The organism is Corallococcus sp. AB038B, from assembly GCF_003668955.1.
Lineage (GTDB): Bacteria > Myxococcota > Myxococcia > Myxococcales > Myxococcaceae > Corallococcus > Corallococcus exiguus.
The window spans coordinates 787927-810832 of the sequence record NZ_RAWO01000002.1 but is presented as its reverse complement, the minus strand read 5'-3'; the positions used below and the strand labels follow the sequence as shown (position 1 = coordinate 810832).

Here is a 22906-nt window from a genome sequence, read left to right as displayed (position 1 = left end):
CGTCAGCCCCCGGCCTGAACCGTCTTGATGACCGGGGCCATGTCCCCGGCCAGCGGCACGGTGTGCTGCCAGCGCACCGTGAGCGCCCCGCTCCGGGGCCTGCGGAAGGCCAACGCCGCCTGGTGCCGGGCGGACGGCTTGTGCTGCATGAACTGCCACACGTCCGGCAGGTCGTTCATCCGCGGGTCGAAGCGGATGCCGGGCATCTGTCCCGGCACCAGGTCGAAGCCGAACTGATCCAACGGCAAGGAAAGGCCCGCGCCGCGAGCCTTGATGTAGGCCTCCTTCAGGGTCCAGTACTCGAAGAAGCGCTCACGCTGGCGCTCCTTGGGCAGCGAGCGCAGGGCCTGCACCTCCGTCTTCGCGAAGTAGTGGTCGGCGATCTCCACCGTCTCGCCGGGCCGCTCCGCGTCCTCGATGTCCGCGCCCAGGTCCACGTCCCGGCCCACCGCGACCAGGGCCATGCCGTCCGTGTGGCTCAGGTTGAAGCGCAGCCACTGGCCCTCGGGACCGACGATGGCGGGACGGCCGTACTCGTTGGGGACGAAGCGCCAGGCCTCCGGCGCGACGGGTGCGTAGCGCGACAGGGTCAGCCGCACCAGCGCGTGGGACACCAGGTACTGCCGCTGGTGCCGCTCGAAGTGGAAGCGCCGCTGCCGCTCGCGCTCGCTGGGGTCCAACAGGGCCTTGTACGCCTCCAGGAGGCGCGGGTCGTCGATGCGCTCGGGTTCGACGATCCACACGTGGACCTCGTCGGGGCGCAGGTCGAGGGGCATGGAGGATGGGGACACCGTCATGTCGTGCAGGCAATCAGGAACCGTCGCGCCTGTCACGGGGGCTGGTCCGGCCGCTCGGCCGGCGCGTAGGCTTCACAGCCCAAATCCCAGGGGGAGAGACACGCATGGACCTGACCACCGCGACCACGAAGCTCCAGGCGCTGCGCCGGGACATGACGGGCCACACGGACCGGCACGACGAGCGCCGCATCCTGGACCTGCTGGAGGGCGCCACCGCCGAGGAGCTGAACTTCCTCCTGTCCAACGTGGACCTGGTGCGCCTGCTGTCGGACCTGGATGACCGGCTGGTGGGCCCGGACCACCACACGGCGCTCCTGGACATGCTGTGCACGCGCCGCGCGGCGGAGCTGTCCCTGCCAGTGCGCGCGTCGCTGGCCACCGCGCTCCAGAAGGGCGCCACGCCCGCGCAGGCGGAAGCGCGGCTGCGCGACCTGTTCCTGGGATTGAAGGGCCGCGAGCTGACCGGGTTCAAGAACCTGCTGGAGGCGGGCGGCGAGTACCACGACCTGCACAAGCTGGTGTTCGACGACGTGGACGACATGGTGGTGCGCACCGAACTGCTCGCCCACTTCCAGCGCGAGGCGCAGGCCTTTCCCAGCGGCGAGAACAAGGTCCTGAGCGACATCGACGACACGTTCTTCGCCAACTGGGTGGACCAGCGCTACCCGCCGAAGACGGTGTACCCGGGCGTGCTGGCGTTCTACCAGGAGCTGGACCGGGGGCCGGGCATCATCCCGGGCCGCGCGGGCGACCTCGTCTTCGTGAGCGCGCGTCCGCAGGATCCGCTGGGGCTCATTGAAAACGCGACGCTGGACTCGCTGAGCAAGCGCGGCGTGCCGCTGGCGGTGATGCTCTCCGGCAGCTTCTTCTACCTCGTGGGCAACACGCGCATCGCGCAGAAGAAGTTCGAGAACTTCGAACAGTACGCGCGCCTCTTCCCCGAGTACGGCTTCGTCTTCGTGGGCGACAGCGGCCAGGGCGACGTGGAGTTCGGCGCCCGCATGCGCGAGTCCCTGCCCCAGGCGGTGCGCGCCGTGTTCATCCACGACGTGGTGGCGACGCCGCCGGAGCAGCGGGACGCCTGGCGCGCGAAGCACGTCTTCTTCTTCGACACGTACGTGGGCGCGGCGGTGGACGCGTTCCACGCGGGCGTCATCTCCCGCGACGGCGTGGACCGCGTCGCCACCGCCGCGACCGAATCACTGGCGGCCATCTCCTTCCCCTCCCCGGCCCTGCGTCAGGCGCGAGAGGCGGAGCTGGAGCGCGACCTGGCCCTGGCGCGGGCACTGCCGCGCACGCAGCCCGCGGTCTGAACCCGCGCTGAAGGCCCGGTTTCCATCACCAGCCGGCCCACCGGTCCCGGACAGTTGGCGGGACGTATGACGCACCCCAACCTTCCGGGCGCTTCACAGGGGTGGAGCGGCCGTCTGGGGACGGAAGGAAGGGCTCCGGGAGGTTCCCGGGGCCCTTCCGGGGCGTGAGGGGGCGCGCGGGACCGATGGAACTGTTTCCCATCCATTTGCTGTTCATCGTCGTCTTGATGAACCGCTACATCCTGGGCCCCTTCCTGCGGCGGCTGAAGGGGCGGCGGTTCGAACGGGTGGACGACACGTACCGCCCGAAGGTCGCCATCGTCGTTCCGCTGTTCAACGAAGGCCAGGGCATCTTCCACACCGTCAGGGCGCTGCTGGACCAGGACTACCCCAGCGAGCTCACCGAGATCATCGTCGTGGATGACTGCTCGCGCGACGACAGCGTCGCGTGGGCCACCAAGGCCGCGGAGGGCCACCCCAACGTCCGGGTGATGCGCAACCCGGAGAACATGGGCAAGCGCAAGGGCATCAACCGGGGCGTCCGCGCCGCGACGGACGCGGAGATCATCGTCTCCGTGGACTCGGACGTGGTGGTGGAGAAGAGCGCCGTGCGCCAGCTCATCCGCCGCTTCGTGCACCCGAACGTCGCCGCGGTGGGCGGGCGCACCTTCGTCATCAACCGTCACCAGAACTGGCTGACGCGGATGATCGAAATCAAGTTCCACTTCGCCCAGAAGTGGCTGAAGGACCTGGAGCGCTCGTTCCGACAGGTGATGTGCCTGTCCGGTTGCCTGACGGCGTATCGCCGTTCCGTGCTGCTGGAGCTGGAGCCCATCCTGGAGGCGCGCGCCATCGCGGGCATCCCCATCAAGTACGGCGAGGACCGCTTCCTCACGCGGCAGATCGTCAAGCACGACTACGAGACGGTCTACACGCTGGACGCGTACTGCTTCACCGCCGCGCCCTCCACGCTCGCGGGCTACTTCAGTCAGCAGCTGCGCTGGCGGCGCTCCAACCTGGTGGACCTCATCTGCGGCCTGTCGCACGCGTGGCGGCTGCACCCGGTCATCACCGTGCACTACGTATCGCAGCTGGCGCTGCTGCTGGCGTACCCGGTGGTCATCGTCCACAACCTGCTCAACGGCGAGTTCTGGGACATCCTCGCGTTCCACTTCCTGGTGATTGGCCTGTTGGGCTTCATCTACCGGATGGAGACGCGCTACCTGCCGGAGGACCGGCGCGTGCACCCCGCGAGCTTCCTGCCCATGGCGCTGCTCATGCCGGTGACGTACGCGCTCTTCACGCCGCTGGCGCTGCTGACGCTCGACTCCGGGAGTTGGGAGACGCGCGGCAGTCCCACGACGGCGCCGGCGCCCTCCTCCGTTCCCGCCCCCGCGAAGCTCACGTCCAACTCCGCAGGCGAAGGAACCCCGTCATGAACCAGCAGGTCGCCAACCGGCTCAACTCCATCGCGGTGTCCGCCTACAAGTTCATGGGCTCGGTGCTGCTGGCGCTGATCCTCCTGGGCCTGATGTCGTTCCTCGTGGTGCAGGGCTTCTTCCTGGCGAGCAACAGCTGGGCGGCGCCCACCATCCTGTCGCCCACCGACCCCAACGTGCTGGCGCTCAACGCGCAGGCGGCGCAGCAAGAGTCGGAGCGGGACGGGTTGATGGCCCGAAGGCGAGAGGCGTCGGACCGGCTCCTGGAGGCCGAGCGGACCGTGGCCGCGGAGCGGTCCTTCCAGCAGCGTTTCGTGGTGGCGCTCAAGGGGGAGAAGCGCTCCCGCGACCGGCTGGCGAGGCGGCTGTCCGCGCTGCGCCAGGAGTACCTGCGCACGGGCGAGGAGATCGCCGAGTCCAACCGCGCGTTCAGCGGCCTGTCCCGCACGCGGACGAACGCGCTCTACGGCGCGAAGCTGATGGAGCGGGAGGACGTCCTCACCGCCAACCACCACCTGGCGCAGATGGCGCAGAGCAACCTGTCCCTGGCGCAGGAGACGGTGGACCTGGACATGCGCCTGGACACGCTCCGGCGCGAGAGTGAGGGGCTCACCGCCGCGGAGAACGGCCTGGGTCGCGACACCGCCGCCGAAGGCCTGACGACGGACACGCTGCTGCTGGAGCGTGAATACACGCAGTCGGTGCTGGCGCTGGCCCGCGCGGACGCGCAGCGCAAGAGCCTGGAGGCGGACGTGCGCGCGCTGGACGACCGCATCCGCCGCTTCGATCACCTGCTCCAGGTGGTGCATGGCTCGCCGTACCTGAAGGCGGTGGAGCAGAACCTCAACGTGGCCTTCGTGCCCTACGAAAACCTGCCCAACGCCCGGGCCGGCACCCCGCTCTACACCTGCGCGCTCAAGATCTTCTGGTGCCGCGAGGTGGGCGTGGTGGGGCCCGTGCTGGAGGGAGAAATCTCCCAGCAGCACCCCATTCGCCAGTACCACTTGCGAGGCGTGATGGTGGAACTCCAGCTTCGGGATGCGCCGAGCGCGCGCGAGCCGCTGCTTCACCTGGGCCATCCCCCGTTGATGCTGTGAACCCCGTCGTGAAATCGGAAAGGAAGCGGAGGATGCGGACGAGCCTCGCGAGGGGAGCCCTGCTGGGGCTCGGGTTGTGGGCGGGCGTGGCGCCGGCGGAAGAAGCGGGGACGGTGCAAGCCCAGGGAGACCTCGCGAAGGGCTACTGCGAACGCGTGCGCGGCACCGCGAAGGCGGAGGCCGTGCTGGAGCTGGCGCCGGAGGTGTTCGCCAGCGTGGGCGCGGTGAACGCGGGTGACGCGATGGGAGGCTCTGACGACACACCCCTGGGCTCTCCCAAGCTGCGCGTCACCGCGGGGCTGGGCTACGACTTCGTGGGCCTCTACCGGGGCCACACGCTGCGCTCGCGTGCGGAGGCCGAGTGTCGTCGCTACCAGGCGCTCGCCGCGCTCCAGAGCGCCGTGGATCAGGGCTCGCGGCTGGGGGAAGCGGCGGCGCTGGACGCACGCTCCCGGGCGCTGGCCACGTCCCTGCCCCGCGCGGAGGAGCTGGTGGCCCATCTGCGCGACGACCTGCGCGACGGCGGCGCGACGCTGGAGGAGCTCAACGCGGTGCAGGTGCGGTTGGATCATCTGCGCTCGCTCGCGCGCGACACCGCCCAGGCCCGCGAACGGCTGGCGCTCGAACCCGCGGTGCCGGAGGGGCAGACCCTGGGCGCGCTGATCAGCGCCTTCGAGGCCGCGGATGATCAGGTGGAGGTCCTGTCCGGCGGCCTGCGCACGGCGGGCGCGTGGCGACTGAGCGTGCGCGGCGGCTACGACGAGGTCTTCGACGTGGACCAGAGCACGCCCCTCTTCGGCCAGCTCACGCTGGGCTACAACCTGGGCCAGCTGTGGCAGGGCCGGGCCAACGCCCAGGCTCGCGAGGGCCGCCGCCTGGAGTCGCGCGACGCGGTGGATGGAGCGCCCCGTCGGGTGCGCCAGCTCCTGGGCGAATTGCGCATCACCGAGCGCAGCGAGCAGCAGCGACTGGGCGAGGTATCCGCGCTGGTGTCGGACCTGCAGGGCCAGCTGCGCGAGGTGGAGCAATTGCAGACGCGGCAGGTGCGCCGCTTCCGCGACTACCTGCTGCTGGAGCTGGCGCGGCTGCAGGCGGAGCAGGCCTACCTGGGCGCGCATCTGAAGACCCTCCGCACGCTTCTGGGAGAAACGGGCCCATGAGCGACGCAAGGCAACGGCGGTGGGTGGCGCTCGGGGCATCGGGCGTATTGATGCTGTGGGCGGGCGCACTGCTCCTGAGCCACGGCGCCTGCAACAGCGCGAGGAAGCCCATGGAATCCCCCGCATCCTCCAGCACGCGCGCGCTGCGCACCGACACTCCGGCCACGAAGAACGGACTGGCCCCCGTCACGAGGCGACAGCTGCACGTCACCGAAGGCCAGGTCGAGAACCTCCAGGAGGAGGAGGAACAGGGCGGGACGCAGTTCGCCATCGAAGGGCCGCGCCAGCGCGCGGTCGTCCTGGAGACGACGGGGGACGAGGCGGAGCTGCGCTTCACCTGGCTGGGCGCCACCAGCGAGGTGGTTCCGCTGGCGTCGGGCCAGCAGCGCGAACAGGTGGGCCTCAAGCTGCGCGCCCGGGACGGCTGCAACGTCATCTACGCCATGTGGCGCATCGCGCCCTCCGCGGGCATCGTGGTCCAGTTCAAGTCCAACCCGGACGACCACGAGAGCCGCGAGTGCGGCAACGCGGGCTACTCCACCGTGCGGCCGCGCTTCATGGAGCCGTTGGATCGGCTGTCCCCCGGTGAGTCCCACGTGCTGCGCGCCCGCATCGACGCGAACGTGCTGACCGTGTACGCGGACGGTGTGCGCGTCTGGGAGGGATTGCTGCCCCCCGACGCGCTCGGCCTGGAAGGCCCCGCCGGCATGCGCACGGACAACGCGCGCGTGCGCTTCGAGTTGCTCGTGCCCCAGGCGGCCGGCCCCACCTCGCACCTCTGAGGCGGTCGTCCGGAACCCGCCCGTCGGGGCGAATGCCAGGGGGCCCCCTTGCATGGAAGATCCGGGCATGGGTTGCTTGAGGCACGATGCCCGACCGCGACCCGCTGGCCTCGACGTATCGTCCACCGCAGGGACTGGAGGCGTTGGAAGACGCCCTCCGCCGCGACCTGGACATCCTGTCGTACCCCGCCCGCAGCTGGGTGCCGCCGCGCTCCACGCCGGACGGCCGTCCCATCCTGGACGTGCTCATCGTGGGCGGAGGCCAGAGCGGGCTGGGCACGGCGTTCGGACTGATGCGCGAGCGCGTGACGAACGTGCTCGTGCTGGACGACGGCAGGGACGGCTTCCACGGGCCCTGGAAGACGTTCGCGCGGATGATCACCCTGCGCACGCCCAAGTACCTCACCGGTGCGGACTACAACATCCCCAACCTCTCCTTCCGCGCCTGGTACGAAGCGCAGCACGGCGCGGAGGGCTTCCAGCAGGTGGCCCTCATCCCGAAGGAGCTGTGGGCGGACTACCTCCTCTGGTACCGGCGCGTGCTGGGCATCCCGGTGAAGTGCGGTACCAAGGCGGGCGCGCTGCATTGGCGCAAGGACCTGGACTGCTTCGAGGTCCCCGCCGCGCACAACGGTGAGACGGAGTTCCTCTTCGCGCGCAAGGTGGTGCTGGCCACCGGCATCGACGGCTCCGGCCGCTGGGAGGCGCCGCCAGAAGTGCAGCCGCTGCCGCGCGCGCTGTGGGCGCACACGCATGACCCCATCGACTTCGCCGCGCTGAAGGGCAAGCGCGTGGGCGTGCTGGGCGCGGGGGCCTCCGCGTTCGACAACGCCTCCGTGGCGCTGGAGATGGGCGTGGGCCAGGTGGATCTGTTCTACCGCCGCAAGAAGCTGCCCAACGTGAACCCCTACCGCTGGGCGGAGTTCGCGGGCTTCCTGCGCCACCACGGCGACCTGCCGGACGCGCAGCGCTGGCGCTTCATCCGGCAGATCATCGACATGGGCCAGCTGCCTCCGCGCGACACCTTCGAGCGCGCCCGCCGCCACCCGCACTTCCACCTGCACGCGGAGAGTCCCTGGGTGGAGGTGAAGGCGCAGGACGGCATGGCCGTGGTGCGCACGCCGCACGCGACGCACGCGTTCGACTTCCTCATCATCGCGTCCGGCTTCACCACGGACCTGTCGCTGCGGCCGGAGCTGGCGGAGCTGCACCCGCACATCGCTCTGTGGAAGGACCGCTTCACGCCGCCGGAGAACGAACGGAACGCGGACCTGCTGCGCCACCCGTACCTGGGCCCCTCCTTCGAGTTCCAGGAGAAGCAGCCCGGCACCGCGCCATGGCTGGGCGGCGTGTTCAACTACACCTTCGGGTGCCTGCTCTCGCTGGGCTTCGGCGGCGCCAGCATCTCCGGCATGAAGTACAGCCTGCCCCGCCTGGTGGGCGGCATCACGAAACAGCTCTACCTGGATGACAGCGAGCGCCACTTCCGCGCGCTCGCAGATTACGCGACGACGGAGTTCGAGACGTGAGTGCATCTGTAACCGTGTTTCGCAGCGAGCGCGTGGTGACGCCCGAAGGCACGCGCGCCGCGGCGGTGGTGGTGCGCGACGGGCGCATCGAAGGCATTCACGCGACGGTGGACGTGCCGAAGGACGCGCAGGTGGTGGACCTGGGCCGGGACGCGCTGTTGCCCGGCATCGTGGACAGCCACGCGCACATCAACGAGCCCGGCCGCACGGACTGGGAGGGCTTCGCCACGGCGACGGCCGCGGCGGCGGCGGGCGGCATCACCACCGTGGTGGACATGCCGCTCAACTCCATCCCCGCGACCACGTCCCTGGCCGCGCTGCGCACCAAGGCGGAGGCCGCCTCCGGCCAGTGCGCCATCGACTACGGCCTTTGGGGCGGCGTCATCCCCGGCAACGCCCACGAACTCCAGGCGATGGTCGAAGCGGGCGCGCCGGGCTTCAAGTGCTTCCTCGTGCACTCGGGCGTGGATGAGTTCCCCGCCGCCACGCGCGAGGTGCTGGACGCTGCCATGCCCATCCTCGCGAAGGCGGGCGTGCCGCTGCTGGTCCACGCGGAGCTGACGGACCATGAACCGCCCTTCGCGGGCGACGTGCGCGCGTATGCCAGCTACCTCGCGTCCCGTCCGGCCGCGTGGGAGGTGGACGCCATCCGGATGATGATCGACCTGTGCCGCAAGCACCGCGGCCCCGTGCACATCGTCCACCTGTCCGCGGCGGACGCGCTGGACGACATCGCGAAGGCGAAGGCGGAAGGGCTGCCCTTCACGGTGGAGACGTGCCCGCACTACCTCACCTTCACGGCGGAGGAGATTGAAGCCGGCGCCACCCACTTCAAGTGCGCCCCGCCCATCCGCGAGGCGGCCAACCGCGAGCGGCTGTGGGACGCGGTGAAGAGCGGCCTCATCGACCTGGTGGTGTCGGACCACTCGCCCTGCACGCCCGCGCTCAAGAAGCTGGAGGCCGGGGACTTCTCCGGCGCTTGGGGTGGCATCGCCGGGTTGCAGCTCAGCGTGTCCGCGGTGTGGACGGGCATGCGCGCACACGGCCTGGGCCTGGACACGCTGGTGGAGCGCATGGCGCACCGCACCGCGAAGCTGGCCGGATTGTCGGGGCGCAAAGGGGCCATCCGGTCGGGGCTGGACGCGGACTTCGTCGTCTTCGCCCCGGAGGCGCGCTTCAAGGTGGCGCCCGAGGACATCCGCCACCGGCACCGGCTGACGCCCTACGCCGGACGCGAACTGGAAGGCCGGGTGATGAGGACATACCTGCGCGGCCAGCGTATCTTCGACGCCACCGAGGGACTGACGGGCCCGCGCATCGGCCAGTGGCTGCCGCGCGGCTAGCCCCGACGGTCCAGGAGAGGAATACCGATGCAAGCCGAAGCACCCGGGGCGATGCACGTCGCCTTCGCTGACCTGATTGATCTCGCCGCAAGCAAGGTGGGCGGCAAGGCCCTGCTGGCCAACGACGAGTTCTTCGCGCCCAAGGAAGCGATGCTGGAGCCCGGGCGCGGCGTCTTCATCGCGGACAAGTACACGGAGCGCGGCAAGTGGATGGACGGCTGGGAGACGCGCCGCAAGCGCGTGCCCGGCTACGACTGGTGCATCGTGAAGCTGGGCCTGCCCGGCGCCATCCACGGCATCGACGTGGACACCAACCACTTCCTCGGCAACTTCCCCGAGTACGCCTCGCTGGAGGCGTGCGAGGTGGACGGAGATCCGTCGCCCGAGTCGCTGGCGGAGGACGTGTCGCGCTGGACGGAGCTGGTCCCCAAGCAGCGCCTGCGCGGTGGTTCTCGCAACCTCTTCGCGGTGGCGAACGAGCGGCGCTTCACCCACGTGCGCCTCAACATCTACCCGGACGGCGGCGTCGCGCGCCTGCGCGTGCACGGGCAGGTGCTGCCGGACTGGCACGCCCTCAAGAAGGCGGGGCTCGTGAACCTGGCGGCGGCGGCCAACGGCGGCTCCGTCGTCACGTGCAACGATCAGTTCTTCGGCACGAAGGACAACCTCATCTTCCCGGGCCGCGCGGCGAACATGGGCGAGGGCTGGGAGACGCGCCGCAAGCGCGTGCCGGGCTTCGACTGGATCGTCGTGAAGCTGGCCACGGCGGGCACGCTGCGCCGCGCGGAGGTGGACACCCACTACTTCAAGGGCAACTTCCCGGACCGCTGCTCGCTGGAGGGCATCCACCTGGAGGAGCCGCTCTTGGACTTCGCCAACGCGACGCACCTCCAGTGGAAGGAGCTGCTGCCCCAGTCGAAGCTCCAGGCGGACCACTGCCACGTCTTCGAGAAGGAGTTGAAGAACGTGGGCCCCATCACCCACGTGCGCCTCAACATCTTCCCGGACGGCGGCGTCAGCCGGCTGCGCCTCTTCGGGGAGCCGGCGTGACGACGCCGCTGGAGCGCCTGAACACCGCCACGACGGAGGAGGCCACCGAGGCCTTCACCCGCTGCTGCGGCAGCACCAAGTGGGTCCAGCGGATGCTGGCCGTCCGCCCGTTCCGCGACGCGGAGCACCTGTACGCGGAGGCCGTGGACGCCTGGGCGCGCACGGGGCCGGAGGACTGGAAGGAGGCCTTCACGCACCACCCGCGCATCGGCGATGTGTCGAAGCTGCGGGAGAAGTTCGCCTCCACCGCGCAGTGGTCGTCGCAGGAGCAGAAGGGCGTGGCCGGCGCGGACGAAGGCGTGTTGCAGGCTCTGTCCCAGGGCAACCGGGACTACGAGTCCCGCTACGGCTTCATCTTCCTTGTCTGCGCCACAGGCAAGAGCGCGGCGCAAATGCTGGAGCTGCTCCAGGACCGCATGCACCACACCCCGGACGAAGAGCTGAAGATCGCGGCCGGGGAGCAGGCGAAGATCACCCGCATCCGACTGGAGAAGCTCCTCGCGTCATGAGCACCCTCAGCACGCATGTCCTGGACACGAGCACGGGCCGTCCCGCGGAGGGGCTCTCCCTCACGTTGGAGGCCCGCTCGGGCGAAGACTTCCGGGAACTGTCCCGGGGCGTCACCAACGCGGATGGACGGGTGAAGGACCTGTCGGGCGCGAACACGAAGCTTCAGCCCGGCGTGTACCGCCTCACCTTCGACACCGGGGCCTGGTTCCAGGCCCGGGGACAGCGGGGCTTCTACCCGTATGTGCAGGTCGTGTTCGAAGTCACCGCGACCGACGAGCACTACCACGTCCCGCTGCTCCTGAGCCCCTTCGGCTTCTCCACCTACCGGGGCAGCTGAAGCTTCAGACGCGCGGCGGTTCGACGGGCGCCTTGTCCACGGCGGGCGCCTTGTCGCCGCCGCGCTCCACCTTCTCCGGCTTGTCCGCGACGGGCTCCGCGCAGAGCGAGGAGTTGTTGGACTTGCACGCACCGCCGTTCTGCAGGTCGAACTGCCAGCGGTGGCGAGGGCACACCACGTAGCGGCCTTCCTCCACCCAGCCTTCCGCCAGGTCCGCGCCCTGGTGCGGGCAGAAGCGCTGGATGGTGAAGCGCTTGCCGCCGGCCTCCACCACGGTGCGCTCCTTCTGGGCCTCCGTGGCGCGGATGCCGTCGCAGAACTCGCGGATGTCCTCCACCTCCACGCCCAGGAAGCCGTGCAGCACGGGCTCGTAGACGTCCGGGTTGCGGGACAGGCGCAGGCGGAAGGACAAGAGGAAGTCCTCCCAGTTCAGCTTGCGGTCCAACACGCGCACGATGTCGCTCGCGCTCACCTTCATCGCGTAGCGGCTCTTGTCGCGCATCTCCGTCACTTCATCCACGCGGCGGCCCTTGAAGTCCACGCGCAGCAGCCGCGTGGGCGCCTCCGTCAGCTCCACGTAGAACGGCATGCCCACGCGGTCGTGCAGGTCCAACAGGTCCAGCTTGCGCTGCAGCTCCACGCGCAGGCGGGCGTGGATTTCATCCACCTCCTCGCGCATCAGGTTGCGGCGGCGCTCGCGGAAGACGTAGGCCATGTCCTTCGCGTACGTGTGGAGGTACTCCTTGAAGTTCTCCGTCGTCACGCGCTCCGGCACCTGGGACACGAACTCCAGCGAGCCCGCGTCCAGCACGTCCCCGGGCATGGGCTCCAGGTAGCGCGTGGGCAGCGTGGGCATGCGCTTCTCCAGGTAGGAGAAGAGCACGGGCGCGCGCGGGAAGATGTTCACGTCCTGGAAGTTCAGGTTGAAGAGCGCCGGGTCCAGGAAGGCCGCCGGGCCCGCCGCCGCGATGTACGCGCGGGGCTGCACCACTTCCAACGCGCGCGCCACCGCCTCGAACTTGCTGTCGCGCTTCTTCAGGCTGATGGCCGAGTACGTCTCCTGCGGGTACTCGTAACAGGTGGGGTGCCAGATGGCGCCGGAGAACTGGGCGGAGAAGACGTCGATGGGCCCCTCCTCCGCGATGACGCGCACCAGCCGGTCGTGCATCTTGCAGTCGTTGATGTTGAGGAAGCACTGCCCGTCGCCGCGCACCATCACGCTGGAGTCGCGGTTGGTGCCCTGCTCCGACACGAAGAGCTTGATGTAGCCGCCCTTGATGGGAATCTCGCGCGAGTCCTCGCACGCGATGACGCGCTTGCAGCCGTACTTCTCGAAGATGTCCCGCAGCTCCGAGCGGCGGAACTTGGGCACCAGCACGGTGAAGTCCCGCTTCGCGATGGTGGCCAGGAACTCCGGGTCGAAGTGATCCTTGTGCTCGTGGCTGATGTAGAGGAAGCGCTCCTTGCCCGGCGTCTCCAGCAGCTCCTTCACGCGCGGTGCCAGGTGGTGGTTGCGCGGCAGCTGCATCCACGCGGAGTCAAAGGCTCCCTGGGGCGTCAGCCACGGATCCATGACGACGAGCGCTCCAGCGGTCTCCACCGCGAAGCCCGCATGACCCAGGAAGGTGATCCGCATGAACGTCGTCCCTCGTGTGGAGGGCCCGGCCGGGAGGACCGCGCCCTGGAGTGGCTGTGTGCGCGCGGCCCACGGCCCCGGCGTCAGCTAGGCTGCGAAGCTAGGGCGTCTCTTTCCAGCGGCACCCCGGCGCGCCCCTCCTGTCGGAAAGCCCACGCCCGCCACGTCAGGCCGCGAACAAAAAAAGAGGGAGGCCCGCGTGAGGCCCCCCTCTCCTGCTGACTTCAGGACGTGCGGCGTGCGGCCTGACTAGGGCTGGATCTCCCGCACGCTCATCCACTTGAAGTCCACGTCCGTGGCGTTGTCCCAGCGGAACGTGGCGATGGGGCCGCCCCAGGTAATCGGCATGGCGCCCACGGAGCCGCCGCAGTGCTGGGCATCCCCGCCCCAGCCGCCGTCGTCGGTCATGTCGTAGACCTTGGTCCAGGTGACCTTGTCGGCGTTGTCGTTGAGGTACAGCTCCAGCTTCACCGCTTCCGCGCCGTTCGCCCCCGGCACGTTGTGCATCACGGCCTTGAAGCCCACCCAGCGGCCCTTCAGCGCGGAGGTGGCCGGCTTGTACGGCGCCTGGTCGTAGGACACGTGCCAGGTCTCCTTCTCCCAGCGCACGCGGCCGTCGTAGTGCAGACCGCCCTTGTAGCTGCTGCCCTCGCAGCCGGAGTTGTTGTCGTTGTGCTTCCCGCCGCGCGCGTACCAGGCGAAGTTGTCCTGGGTGTTGTTCACCGCGTTGACCTTCACGAAGCCGGTCATCTCGATGTTCTTCCAGTCGTTCGGCGCCTGCATGTAGCCGCGGCTCGCCAGCACGTCGCGGTCATACGTGGCGATCTGCTTCGCGTCGTAGCCCGAGGCCGGGTAGGCGCTCATGCGGACCTTCGTGCTCTTCATCTTCCAGGAGCCGTCCGCGTTGCGAGTGATGGTCTCCTGCGGATCGAAGCGCTTGTCCGCGGTGGCATCCTCCGCGAGCGCCCAGGACTCGCCGCCCGGCAGTGAGGGGTACAGCATCGTCACGCCGAAGCCATCCACGCCCGAAGGAGCGGGGGCCGGCGTGTCCTCCGGCGGAGCGGTGGGCGTGGGCGCCGTGGGGTCCTGCGGGGCCTCCGTCTCCGAGGGGACGGGCTCCGGAGTGCCCTCCAGCTCGGGGGCCGGCGTGGGCGTCGCGGGGACGCCAGGGGCAGGGCTGGGCGCGGGGGTGCTCACCTCGCCGGCCGGGGTCGTCGTGTCGCCTTCGGGGCTCGCGCCGCAGCCAAAGGCATGGAGTGCCACCAGCAGCGCGCTGGACGTGAAGACAAATCGGTTCCGCATCGGGCAGGGGGTTTCCGTGCTCGGGGGCCCTCAAGACGGGCAGCGGCCGCGACGCCTTCGCCGGCGGCCCCGTCACCCACGCACCGTGCCTCCTGGCTCACATGCCACGGGAGGTTCGGGCGCTCGGCTGGTCTCAATGGCCCGGTGAAAGCGTTCTCCAGCCGGGGTCATTGAAAACCATGGCGGAAATGAACACTTCCCCTGGCGACAAGGGCCTCAAGAGCCCCCGGCCGTCCGGCCCCCCTACATCGGTGGGACGCCTGCTCCCGGGCGATACTTCTGTTTTCCCTAAGTATCGCGTCCGGATTCTCTATTTGCCGAAGATTGCCGACGCTCCTATTTGAGAGGGGTTGGCTCCCCGTGCCTTCCCCAGGTGAACTCGTTGGAATCCTTCCAAACCATCGGCAGCCCCCTCATGTGGGGTGGCTTCATCGCGTTTGTTTTCGCGATGCTCGCGCTGGACCTCGGTGTGTTCCACCGCAAGGCGCACACGGTGAGCTTCAAGGAGGCCGGGGCCTGGAGCGCGGTGTGGGTGAGCCTGTCGCTGGCGTTCAACGCCTTCCTGTGGTGGCGCTACGGCGCCGGGCCGGGCATGGAGTTCCTCACCGGCTACCTCATCGAGAAGTCGCTCTCCGTCGACAACATCTTCGTCTTCGTCGTCATCTTCTCCACGATGAAGGTCCCGGCCCTCTACCAGCACCGGGTCCTCTTCTGGGGCATCCTGAGCGCGCTGGTGCTGCGCGCGGCGATGATCTTCGCGGGCGTGGCGATGCTGGAGCGCTTCCACTGGCTCATCTACGTCTTCGGCGCCTTCCTCATCATCACGGGCGTGAAGCTCTTCATCCAGCGCAACCATGAAGAGCACCCGGAGGACGGCTGGCTGATGCGCACCGCCCGCCGCGTCATCCCCTCCACGCCGCACTTCCACGGGCAGCACTTCCTCACGGTGGAGAACGGCCGCAAGCTGGCGACGCCGCTGCTCATGGCGCTGATGCTGGTGGAGGCGTCCGACGTGCTCTTCGCGCTGGACTCCATCCCCGCCATCTTCGCGGTGACGCGCGACCCGTTCATCGTCTTCACGTCGAACATCTTCGCCATCCTGGGCCTGCGCTCGCTCTTCTTCCTGATGGCCGGCGCGATGGAGAAGTTCACCTACCTGAAGGTCGGCCTGTCCGGCGTGCTCGTGTTCGTAGGCGCGAAGATGGCGCTGGTGGACGTGGTGCACCTGTCCCCGGCCGTCTCCCTGGGCGTCATCGCGCTGGTGCTGGGCGGAAGCATCGTGGCCTCGCTGGTGAAGGCCAAGAACACGCCGCCGCACGCGCCCAACGCCGAGGCGTCTTCGGATGTGAGCCGCGACGCGGCGGCCACCGCGAAGAGCTGACGCTCCCGCGGAACCAACATTTTTCCGGCTGTGGGTCCCATGGGGTGTGGGGCTCCGGGCCCGGGCCCTCGAAGCGCATGGGGGCTCGGGCCTCTTTTTTCAGTGGCCCCGCGATAGCTCCATGAACTCCAGCCAGGAGCGGATGGCGTCCTCGAACTCCTCCAGGGGCAAGTCCTGGGAGCGGCCGGGGATGGCCACCTCGCTGTGGATGGAGGCCCGGGCCCGGTTGAGCTCCAGGCTCCAGGTCTCCCCGGTGACGTCCCACCGCTCCCGCTGTCCCTGCCGCAGCGCCGTCAGCTCGCGCAGCATCCCCTGCGCCCGGTTCGCATCCGGCCGCAGCTCCTGGGCAAGGTAGTCCGCCAGCACGTCGTCGGGCGGCAGGCCACTCACGACCGCCCGTCCCTGCTGATCCCACGTGAATCGCAATGTCCTGGGCACGGCCAGGAAGGTCGCACAGTCCGCGGATCTCCGGCCACGCCCCGACCCTGCCGATTGCGCCGGAACCCGACACTGCGGCCCGGCCGCGTGCGGCAGCCAACGGGCGTCTCCGCCCGGCGAACAGCGACTGTCAGGAGGTGGAAAAGCGAAAGGCCGTGAGCCCCTGAGGACTCACGGCCTTTCTGAGTGGGCGCGGCAGGTTTCGAACCTGCGACCCCTGCCGTGTGAAGGCAGTGCTCTACCGCTGAGCTACGCGCCCTGCTGTCTGTGCCGCCCGCCGCGCCACCGCTGCGCAACGGACGCGGCGGTAAATGCCATTCGTGCGCGTGGGTGTCAACGCCTTTTCTAGGAGGATTCTTCCGCGAGCTCTTCCAGCTTCTCGTCCAGCTCGCGCAGGCGGCGCTTGAGGCCCGCGAGCTGCTTCCCCACGGCCTTGAAGTCGCCCTTCGGCGCGAAGTGCAGGGCCTTCATGACCTCTTCCTGCCCGCGGTCCAGGGCCTGCTTGCCGCGCTGGACGCGGCCAATGGCCTGGGCCACGGCCATGGCGCGCTTCTCGTCGGCCATGAGCTTCTCCATGGCCATGCTGGACAGTCCCAGCGCCTGCTTCTTCAAGTCGTCCCGGATGCCCATGGGTGTCCTCTGGCCTCAGGGGCCGTCGGGGAACTCGGTCTTCAGCGCGGCGAAGACGCGGTCGGCGATGCCCTTGTAGCGCATGCGTTCGATGAGCGGCTGTAGGTCCCCCCGCATGGAGATGCGGCGCTTGAGCACCGCCTCCACCGGATCCAACGTGCCCAGCAGCAGCTGCTTCCAGACGGAGTACGGCGCGCGGGCCAGGTACACCGGCTCCAGCTCGTCCAGGTCGTCCGGATCCGACAGCACGCGGGCCCGCTTGATGTTGCAGTCCCCGGGCTCCACGTGGACGACGAAGGACTTGTCCAGCTTGCCCTTCTCCGCCTCGATGATGGCCCCGAAGTCGCCCTTCCATCCCTTGCCGGCGATGGCGCACTCCGGGTCTGCATTGGTGAGCCGGACGGCTTCGTCCAGCCATTCCTTCGACGGAAACTTCGGCATCGCGCCTCCCTACCCCCTACGGAAGATGCTCTTGATGCTGGAGAAGAGGCCGCGGTCATCGCTCGGCCCGCTGCTGCTCGACGGAGCAGCCGGCGTGTTGCGCGAGGCGACTTCCTGCAGGGCCTTCTTCAACTGCTCGGGCGTGTCACGGGTGGCCAGATCCACCTTGCGCGACATGCCGCTCGCGTCCTCCACCTGCACCTGGAGGAGACACTCCTCGGTGAGGCGGAAGTCGATCTTCCGGCCCGCGGCGGCGGCCGGCACGCGAACGGTGCCCAGGTACTCGTTGTCCACCATCAGGTCGCTGTCGCCCTGGTAGATGTCCAGCTCGATGAACTGCGCGCCCGGCTGCGCCGGCGGCGGCAGGCGGAAGCTCTTCACCATCGGGATCAGCGAGTTCTTCTCGATGATGCGCTTCACGCGGCCGTTGGGCATCGCGTAACCGATGGGCATGGACAGCGCGTCCAGCAGCGTCACCGCGTCGATGCTGCCCAGCGAGTCGCCCAGGAGCGCCGCGCCCAGGGCCACGCACTCGTCCGGGTGCACGCCCTTGCGCGGGGCCTTGCCGAAGTGGGCCTGGATCTTCTGCTGGACCAGCGGCATGCGGCTCTGCCCGCCCACCAGGATGATCTCGTCGATCTCCGAGCGGCTGATGCCCTTCTCCGCGAGCACCCGGTCGCAGATGTCGAAGGTGCGGTCCACCAGGTCGCCGGTGAGGTTGTTGAGGTAGTCGCGGGTCAGCGGGATGCGCAGATCCAACGGCTTGCCCTTGCGCTCTTCAATGTAGGGCAGGTCGATGACGACGTTCGGGATGAGCGTCAGGTCGATCTTCGCCGCCTCGGCGGCGTTCTTGATGCGCTGGAGGGCGATGGGGCTTTCGGTCAGGTCGACCTTGGTCTCGTCGCGGAAGCGCTCCAGCACGTACTCCATGATGCGGTTGTCGAAGTCCGCGCCGCCCAGGAAGGAGTCGCCGCCGGTCGCCAGCACCTCGAAGACGTTGCCGGCCAGGTGCAGCACGCTGACGTCGAAGGTGCCGCCGCCCAGGTCATAGACGAGGACCTTCTGATCCAGACCCCGGTTGAAGCCGTAGGCCAGCGCCGCGGCGGTGGGCTCGTTGACGATGCGCTTCACGTCGAAGCCGGCCAGCCGCCCGGCCTCCTTCACCGCGTTGCGCTGGTTGTCGTTGTAGTAGGCGGGGACGGAGATGACGGCCGCGTCGATGGGGCCGCCCAGGAACTGCTCCGCGATGGTCTTCAGTTGCGACAGCACGAAGCTGGAGACCTGCGGCAGCGTGTAGAGCTTGCCACCCATCGTGACGGCGGTGTCCCCGTTGGGGTCCTCGACGATGTCGTAGGGGAAGTACCCCTTGAGGTCCTCCACCGCCTTCGAATGGTACTTGCGGCCGATCAGCCGCTTGGTGCCCCAGAGCGTGTTCTTGGGGTTGGTCACCATCTGGTCCTTGGCGACGCCGCCGACCAGCAGGTCATTCTTGGCGGACAGCGCGACCACGGAGGGCAGGATGAGGTTGCCGCGGTCCGTGGGGACGATCTTCGGGATGCGGTTGCGCACGGATGCCACCAAGGTGTTGGTGGTGCCCAGGTCAATCCCGACGATGCGAGGTCTGTCCGCCATGAAGGTCAACGTGCACGGCTCAGGGGGAGAGGCCGCGCCCGTCCTCACTCTCTAGCACGTCGAGGCGTCGCGTGCGCGTTTCTAGGCGGACGCTTCCTCCCTGACTGTAGTTCTGGCCAGCCTGCCCACCAGGTGGGCTGATTTCGGGCCTGGCCTACAACTCCCGGTCTGGATCCGGCCCCAGGTCGCGCAGGCGGATCGGCCCGTCGGGCTCCGGGGGCGGATGCGTCTCACACACCGCGTCAGGCCCCACCGGCAGCTCGGCCAGGAAGCGGGACGGGGTGAGCAGCAGCCGCCCGTCCTCCCGGGGCAGTGAGGTGTGGGGGTACACGAGCCACAGCGCCTCCCGGGCCCGGGTGACGGCGACATAGAAGAGGCGGCGCTCCTCCTCCTCGTTCTCCAGGTCGCGCGTGGCGAGCGACAGGGGGAAGCGCCCGTCGGTGAGGCTCAGCACGAAGACGGTCCGCCACTCCAGCCCCTTGGCCTGATGGACCGTGGTGAGGGTGAGCACGTCGTCCGGAGCCTCCCCGTCGCCCTCCAGGGCGGCCCGGGCGGAGAACTCGGCCACCAGGGCGATGGCGGACAGGAAGCGGGGCACGTCCTCGAAGCGGCCGGCGAACTCCTGGAGCTGGCGCAGGTCCTCCGCGCGGGGGTCCACCCCGTCCGGGGTGGCCGGGGGCTCGCGAACCGCCAGCACCTCCGCGAGCAGCGCGCCGGGGCTCCCCGGGCTCTGGAGACCTCCGACAGACAGGGCGGTCATCAGGGCCTGGAAGCGCTGGAAGCCGGCCTTCGCCTTGCGCGGCACGTGGGCCTGGACGTCCGGGTGGGCCAGCGCGTCCGCGAGGGACAGCTCCGGGGGCAGCGAGGACAGGGCGGTCCACAGGTGTTCCGTGCTGGCGGTGCCCACGCCGGAGAGCTTCCGCGCGAGCCTCTTGAAGGCCAGCTCGTCGTTCCGGTTGTGCGCCCATCGCAGGTGGGCGAGCGCGTCCTTGACGTGGGCCTGCTCGAAGAAGCGCACCCCGGAGCGCACGCGGAACGGCAGCCCGTGGCGCGTCAGCTCCAGCTGAAGCTCCAGCGAGTGCAGGTGGGCGCGGTAGAGCACCGCCATGGACTCCAGCCGCTGCCCCCGGGCGCGCAGCTCCAGGACGCGCTCGGCGACGAAGGCGGCCTGGGCCTTCACGTCGCGGGTGGGCACCACCTGGGGCACGGGACCGGGCGCGCCGTCGGACACGAGTGCCTTGGGGAACTGGCGGGTGTTGCGCTCGATGACGGCGTTGGCCAGCCGCAGCACCTGGGGCGTGGAGCGGTAGTTGCGCGTGAGCGGGTAGATGCCGCAGCCGGGATAGCGCTGGGGGAAGTCGATGATGTTGGTGAACTCCGCGCCCCGGAAGCTGTAGATGGACTGGCAGTCGTCGCCCACGACGGTGAGGTTGCGGCGCTCCCCCACGAGCAGGTCCACGAGGTCGCCCTGGAGGCGGTTCGTGTCCTGGTACTCGTCCACGAGCACGCCCTTGAAGCGCCCGGTGAGCTCCGCGCGGACGGACGGGTGGTCCTCCAGCAGCCGCTTCAGGTGCGCCAGCAGGTCGTCGTAGTCCATCAGGTGCAGCTGGGCCTTGCGCTGCTGGAAGCGGCGCGCGGTGGCGAACACCTCCGGGGCCACGGGCAGCATCTCCCTGCGCCGGTCCACCAGCACCTGCGACACGGGCTGCTGGAGGTTGGTGGCCAGGGAGACCAGGTCCAAGAGCGCGTCCGGACGCGGGAAGCGCTTGTCGCTTCTCAGCTTCCGCTCCGCCAGGCACGTGGCCATCAGGTCGCGCGCGTCCTCGCGGTCCAACACCGTGAAGCCGGTGGAGAAGCCGAGCGCCCCTGCGTGCTGGCGCAGGAGCACGTGCGCCGCGTGGTGGAAGGTGCCTCCGAGGAGACTGCCCACGTCCGCGAAGCCGCCGGCCAGCTCCTCCACGCGGCGGATCATCTCGCGCGCGGCCTTGTTGGTGAACGTGAGCAGGAGCAGCGACGACGGCGGGACGCCTCGCTCCAGCATGCGCGCCACGCGGTACGTGAGCGTGCGCGTCTTGCCGGAGCCCGCACCGGCAATCACGAGCACGGGCCCCTCCCCTGCTTCGACGGCCGCGCGCTGCTCGTCGTTGAGCGCGCCATCCAGGTCCAGACCGCGCGAGGGCGCTCCGGAGGGGACGGCGTGGATCAGCGGCAGGGGGGCGGCCATGGGGGGCTGGGACTCTAACCGCCGCCGTCGGGTCCGCCAGTCCGTCTCAGGGAGGGGTGGATCCAGCCAACCGGGAGGCCGCCGCGGCGCGGACCTCCGGGGAGGGATCGCGCTCGCGGGCCAGCTCCAGCAGCAGCGTGCCCACGGGCTTGGGCAGCTTCGCGCTCGTCGCCTGCTGGAGCGCCTGGGTGCGCTCCTTCACGCCCTGAGACAGGCGCTCGGCGACCTGTTGATCCGCGCAGGTGCGCACGCCGGGGTGCTGCTGGCGCAGGAGCAGCTCCGCGTCCGCGAGCTTCGCCTCGGCCAGGCGGACCGCGTCCTGGGCGGTGCGCTCGAAGGTGTCCATGTCCTCGGGGAACTCCGTCTTCTCGTTGCGGACCCGGGCGATGGCCTGGGCCGCGAAGCGCGCGTCCACCACCGCCGCGCAGAGCTGACGGGCCGACGCCAGGGGCACCCCACCCTCCGCGGACACGAGCTCCTCGCGCGCGGTCGTCTGGGCCCACACCGCGAGCTGCCGGGCCGCCACAGCTGCGGAGAACGCCTGGCGGCGCTGCTCGCGCAGCTGCACCCAGCGCCAGAGCACCACTGGATCCGTGCCGCCGGACTCATAGACGCGCTGGTACTGGCTGGCGGCCTGCTCCAGCTGGCCACTCAGGTCCAGGAGCGCCGCCACGGTGATGTAGAGCTCCGGGCTGCTGGCTCGCTCGCGCAGGGACTCCAGCCGCACGGAGATTTCGTAGCCGGCCACGGGGGCGGGCAGCGAGGAGAGCACCGAGCGCAGCGACGACAGCGCGTTCTGGCGGATCAGCGGGTTGCGCGCCGTGCGCAGCGCCTCCAGCAGCGGATCCACCGCGCGCACGGAGACGTGCTGGCCCAGCTCCTCCGCCGCCTGCCAGCGGTCCAGCGGATCCGGCGCCACGAGCGCGCGCTTCAGGTCCTCCAGGTCGCGCAGGTAGTGGCCCGCCTGCATCGCGCGAACCGCGGGCTCGGTGCGGGAGAGAGCGCCCTGCTCCTCGCGGGCGCGGGCCAGGCGCGTGGGGAAGCCCGTCAGCTTCGGCCCCAGCGGGTGGATCTTCACCTTCGCCTCGGCCTCGTCCACCAGCCCGGAGACGAGCAGTCCCTCCACCTCCAGCTCCAGCAGCTTGACGCGGACCTCCTCGCGGTGCGCGCCCGAGGGGAAGTCGCGCAGGTAGGCGAAGAGCCTTCCGGCGTCCTTGGCCTGGGCGAAGGACTCGTCGTCCAGCTTGCGCTCCAGCTCGTCACGGCGCGCGCCGGCGGCCTCACCCTGGAGGAGCTGGGACACGCGCTTGAGGTCCGTGGTCGACTGGACGTCGCGCTCCTGCGCCGCCTGCAGCCGGGTGCGCGCCTCGTCGCGGTGGGTGCCATCGGGGTGCTCGGCGAGGAACTGCCGCCACCCGGCCTCCGTGTCCGCCTCCTTCGCCGCGTTGAAGCGCAGGCCCTCCAGCAGCGACTTCACCCGCTGCTGCTGCGGCGCGTCCGGGTACGTCTCCAGGAAGCGCTTGTAGGCGAGGACCGAGTGCAGCCGCTTCGCCTCGTCGAACTCCAGCCCCTCGATGCGCCCCTGGGCCGTCAGGGCCTCGGGATCCTCTGGGTTCTCACGCAGGAAGTCCTGGTAGGCCTGCACGGTGTCCAGCTCGCTGGCCTTGTCGAAGGACATGTGCGAGCAACCGGTGGCCAGGAGAACGAGGGCGAGAGCGCGGCGGAAGGTGGGCATTCCCCTCCAGCAATACCCCACCCGCCCCCGGTCGAAAACCCGAGCCGCTCCGCCCGGTTGCCTGGGTGGTTTTCTTGCCTACACGCGCCAGCGGAGGGAGCCTCTGTCCCAGGACGCTACAGGACGAGGT

20 protein-coding genes and 1 tRNA gene are annotated in these 22906 nt (G+C 69.6%); 11 read left to right on the top strand and 10 right to left on the bottom strand.

The genetic code is table 11. The annotated features are described in order from the left end of the window. Positions 1 to 2 precede the first annotated feature (2 nt). Positions 3 to 797 carry a 4'-phosphopantetheinyl transferase superfamily protein gene (locus D7Y04_RS14335; RefSeq protein WP_121759688.1) on the bottom strand — a complete coding sequence of 265 codons (795 nt, stop codon included), beginning with the start codon at positions 795 to 797 and terminating at the stop codon, positions 3 to 5. A gap of 104 nt (positions 798 to 901) precedes the next feature. Between D7Y04_RS14335 and D7Y04_RS14330 the strand changes: the two genes are divergently transcribed. From D7Y04_RS14330 to uraH, 10 genes are all read left to right on the top strand, one after another. Further along, positions 902 to 2110, top strand: coding sequence for a phosphatase domain-containing protein (locus D7Y04_RS14330; RefSeq protein WP_121759687.1), 1209 nt, complete (start codon positions 902 to 904; stop codon positions 2108 to 2110). 185 nt (positions 2111 to 2295) lie between these two features. Then, positions 2296 to 3549, top strand: coding sequence for a glycosyltransferase family 2 protein (locus D7Y04_RS14325; protein ID WP_121759686.1), 1254 nt, complete (start codon positions 2296 to 2298; stop codon positions 3547 to 3549). Continuing rightward, entirely contained in the window at positions 3546 to 4646 is a 1101-nt protein-coding gene (locus tag D7Y04_RS14320) for a hypothetical protein (RefSeq protein WP_120578869.1), read from the top strand. The genes D7Y04_RS14325 and D7Y04_RS14320 overlap by 4 nt, the downstream gene beginning before the upstream one ends. Before the next feature lie 32 nt (positions 4647 to 4678). Further along, entirely contained in the window at positions 4679 to 5806 is a 1128-nt protein-coding gene (locus D7Y04_RS14315; protein WP_120596086.1) for a hypothetical protein, read from the top strand. Continuing rightward, positions 5803 to 6588 (top strand): hypothetical protein, encoded by a 786-nt coding sequence (locus tag D7Y04_RS14310; protein ID WP_233601412.1) that lies wholly within the window; start codon positions 5803 to 5805, stop codon positions 6586 to 6588. Before D7Y04_RS14315 ends, D7Y04_RS14310 begins: the two co-directional genes overlap by 4 nt. A gap of 86 nt (positions 6589 to 6674) precedes the next feature. Beyond that, positions 6675 to 8117, top strand: coding sequence for an FAD/NAD(P)-binding protein (locus D7Y04_RS14305; protein ID WP_120596085.1), 1443 nt, complete (start codon positions 6675 to 6677; stop codon positions 8115 to 8117). Next, positions 8114 to 9460: an allantoinase AllB gene (allB, locus tag D7Y04_RS14300; RefSeq protein WP_121759685.1), complete on the top strand. Its 1347-nt coding sequence runs from the start codon at positions 8114 to 8116 to the stop codon at positions 9458 to 9460. The genes D7Y04_RS14305 and allB overlap by 4 nt, the downstream gene beginning before the upstream one ends. Before the next feature lie 27 nt (positions 9461 to 9487). Next, entirely contained in the window at positions 9488 to 10510 is a 1023-nt protein-coding gene (gene alc / locus D7Y04_RS14295; protein WP_121759684.1) for an allantoicase, read from the top strand. Further along, positions 10507 to 11019 carry a 2-oxo-4-hydroxy-4-carboxy-5-ureidoimidazoline decarboxylase gene (gene uraD / locus D7Y04_RS14290; protein WP_121759683.1) on the top strand — a complete coding sequence of 171 codons (513 nt, stop codon included), beginning with the start codon at positions 10507 to 10509 and terminating at the stop codon, positions 11017 to 11019. Before alc ends, uraD begins: the two co-directional genes overlap by 4 nt. Further along, positions 11016 to 11357, top strand: coding sequence for a hydroxyisourate hydrolase (gene uraH / locus D7Y04_RS14285; RefSeq protein WP_014397447.1), 342 nt, complete (start codon positions 11016 to 11018; stop codon positions 11355 to 11357). Before uraD ends, uraH begins: the two co-directional genes overlap by 4 nt. Before the next feature lie 4 nt (positions 11358 to 11361). Here the strand turns inward: uraH and D7Y04_RS14280 are convergent, their stop codons facing one another. Both D7Y04_RS14280 and D7Y04_RS14275 read right to left on the bottom strand, forming a co-directional pair. Next, positions 11362 to 12993, bottom strand: coding sequence for a Rieske 2Fe-2S domain-containing protein (locus tag D7Y04_RS14280; protein WP_121759682.1), 1632 nt, complete (start codon positions 12991 to 12993; stop codon positions 11362 to 11364). A 249-nt stretch (positions 12994 to 13242) separates the two neighbouring features. After that, on the bottom strand, positions 13243 to 14295 hold the full coding sequence (locus D7Y04_RS14275) for a carbohydrate-binding protein (protein ID WP_121759681.1): 1053 nt from the start codon (positions 14293 to 14295) through the stop codon (positions 13243 to 13245). Between the two features lie 415 nt (positions 14296 to 14710). On the opposite strand from D7Y04_RS14275, the gene D7Y04_RS14270 reads away from it, so the two are divergent. Beyond that, complete coding sequence (locus D7Y04_RS14270) at positions 14711 to 15676, top strand: TerC family protein (protein WP_370457110.1); 966 nt, start codon at positions 14711 to 14713, stop codon at positions 15674 to 15676. A 99-nt stretch (positions 15677 to 15775) separates the two neighbouring features. Here the strand turns inward: D7Y04_RS14270 and D7Y04_RS14265 are convergent, their stop codons facing one another. From D7Y04_RS14265 to D7Y04_RS14235, 7 genes are all read right to left on the bottom strand, one after another. Further along, entirely contained in the window at positions 15776 to 16066 is a 291-nt protein-coding gene (locus D7Y04_RS14265; RefSeq protein ID WP_169822488.1) for a hypothetical protein, read from the bottom strand. 235 nt (positions 16067 to 16301) lie between these two features. Next, positions 16302 to 16373: transfer RNA gene (locus D7Y04_RS14260), tRNA-Val, on the bottom strand. 86 nt (positions 16374 to 16459) lie between these two features. Further along, positions 16460 to 16744, bottom strand: a complete 285-nt coding sequence (locus D7Y04_RS14255) for a hypothetical protein (RefSeq protein ID WP_120599633.1) — start codon at positions 16742 to 16744, stop codon at positions 16460 to 16462. Positions 16745 to 16759: 15 nt separating this feature from the next. Next, the gene (locus D7Y04_RS14250) at positions 16760 to 17185 is read right to left on the bottom strand and encodes a hypothetical protein (protein WP_120603318.1); all 426 of its coding nucleotides are present in this window, start codon (positions 17183 to 17185) and stop codon (positions 16760 to 16762) included. 9 nt (positions 17186 to 17194) lie between these two features. Beyond that, positions 17195 to 18817 carry an Hsp70 family protein gene (locus tag D7Y04_RS14245; RefSeq protein WP_120599638.1) on the bottom strand — a complete coding sequence of 541 codons (1623 nt, stop codon included), beginning with the start codon at positions 18815 to 18817 and terminating at the stop codon, positions 17195 to 17197. Between the two features lie 154 nt (positions 18818 to 18971). Continuing rightward, a complete protein-coding gene (locus D7Y04_RS14240; protein ID WP_121759680.1) occupies positions 18972 to 21041 on the bottom strand; it encodes an ATP-dependent helicase in 2070 nt (689 codons plus the stop codon). A 46-nt stretch (positions 21042 to 21087) separates the two neighbouring features. Next, positions 21088 to 22776, bottom strand: coding sequence for a HEAT repeat domain-containing protein (locus tag D7Y04_RS14235; protein WP_121759679.1), 1689 nt, complete (start codon positions 22774 to 22776; stop codon positions 21088 to 21090). Positions 22777 to 22906 lie beyond the last annotated feature (130 nt).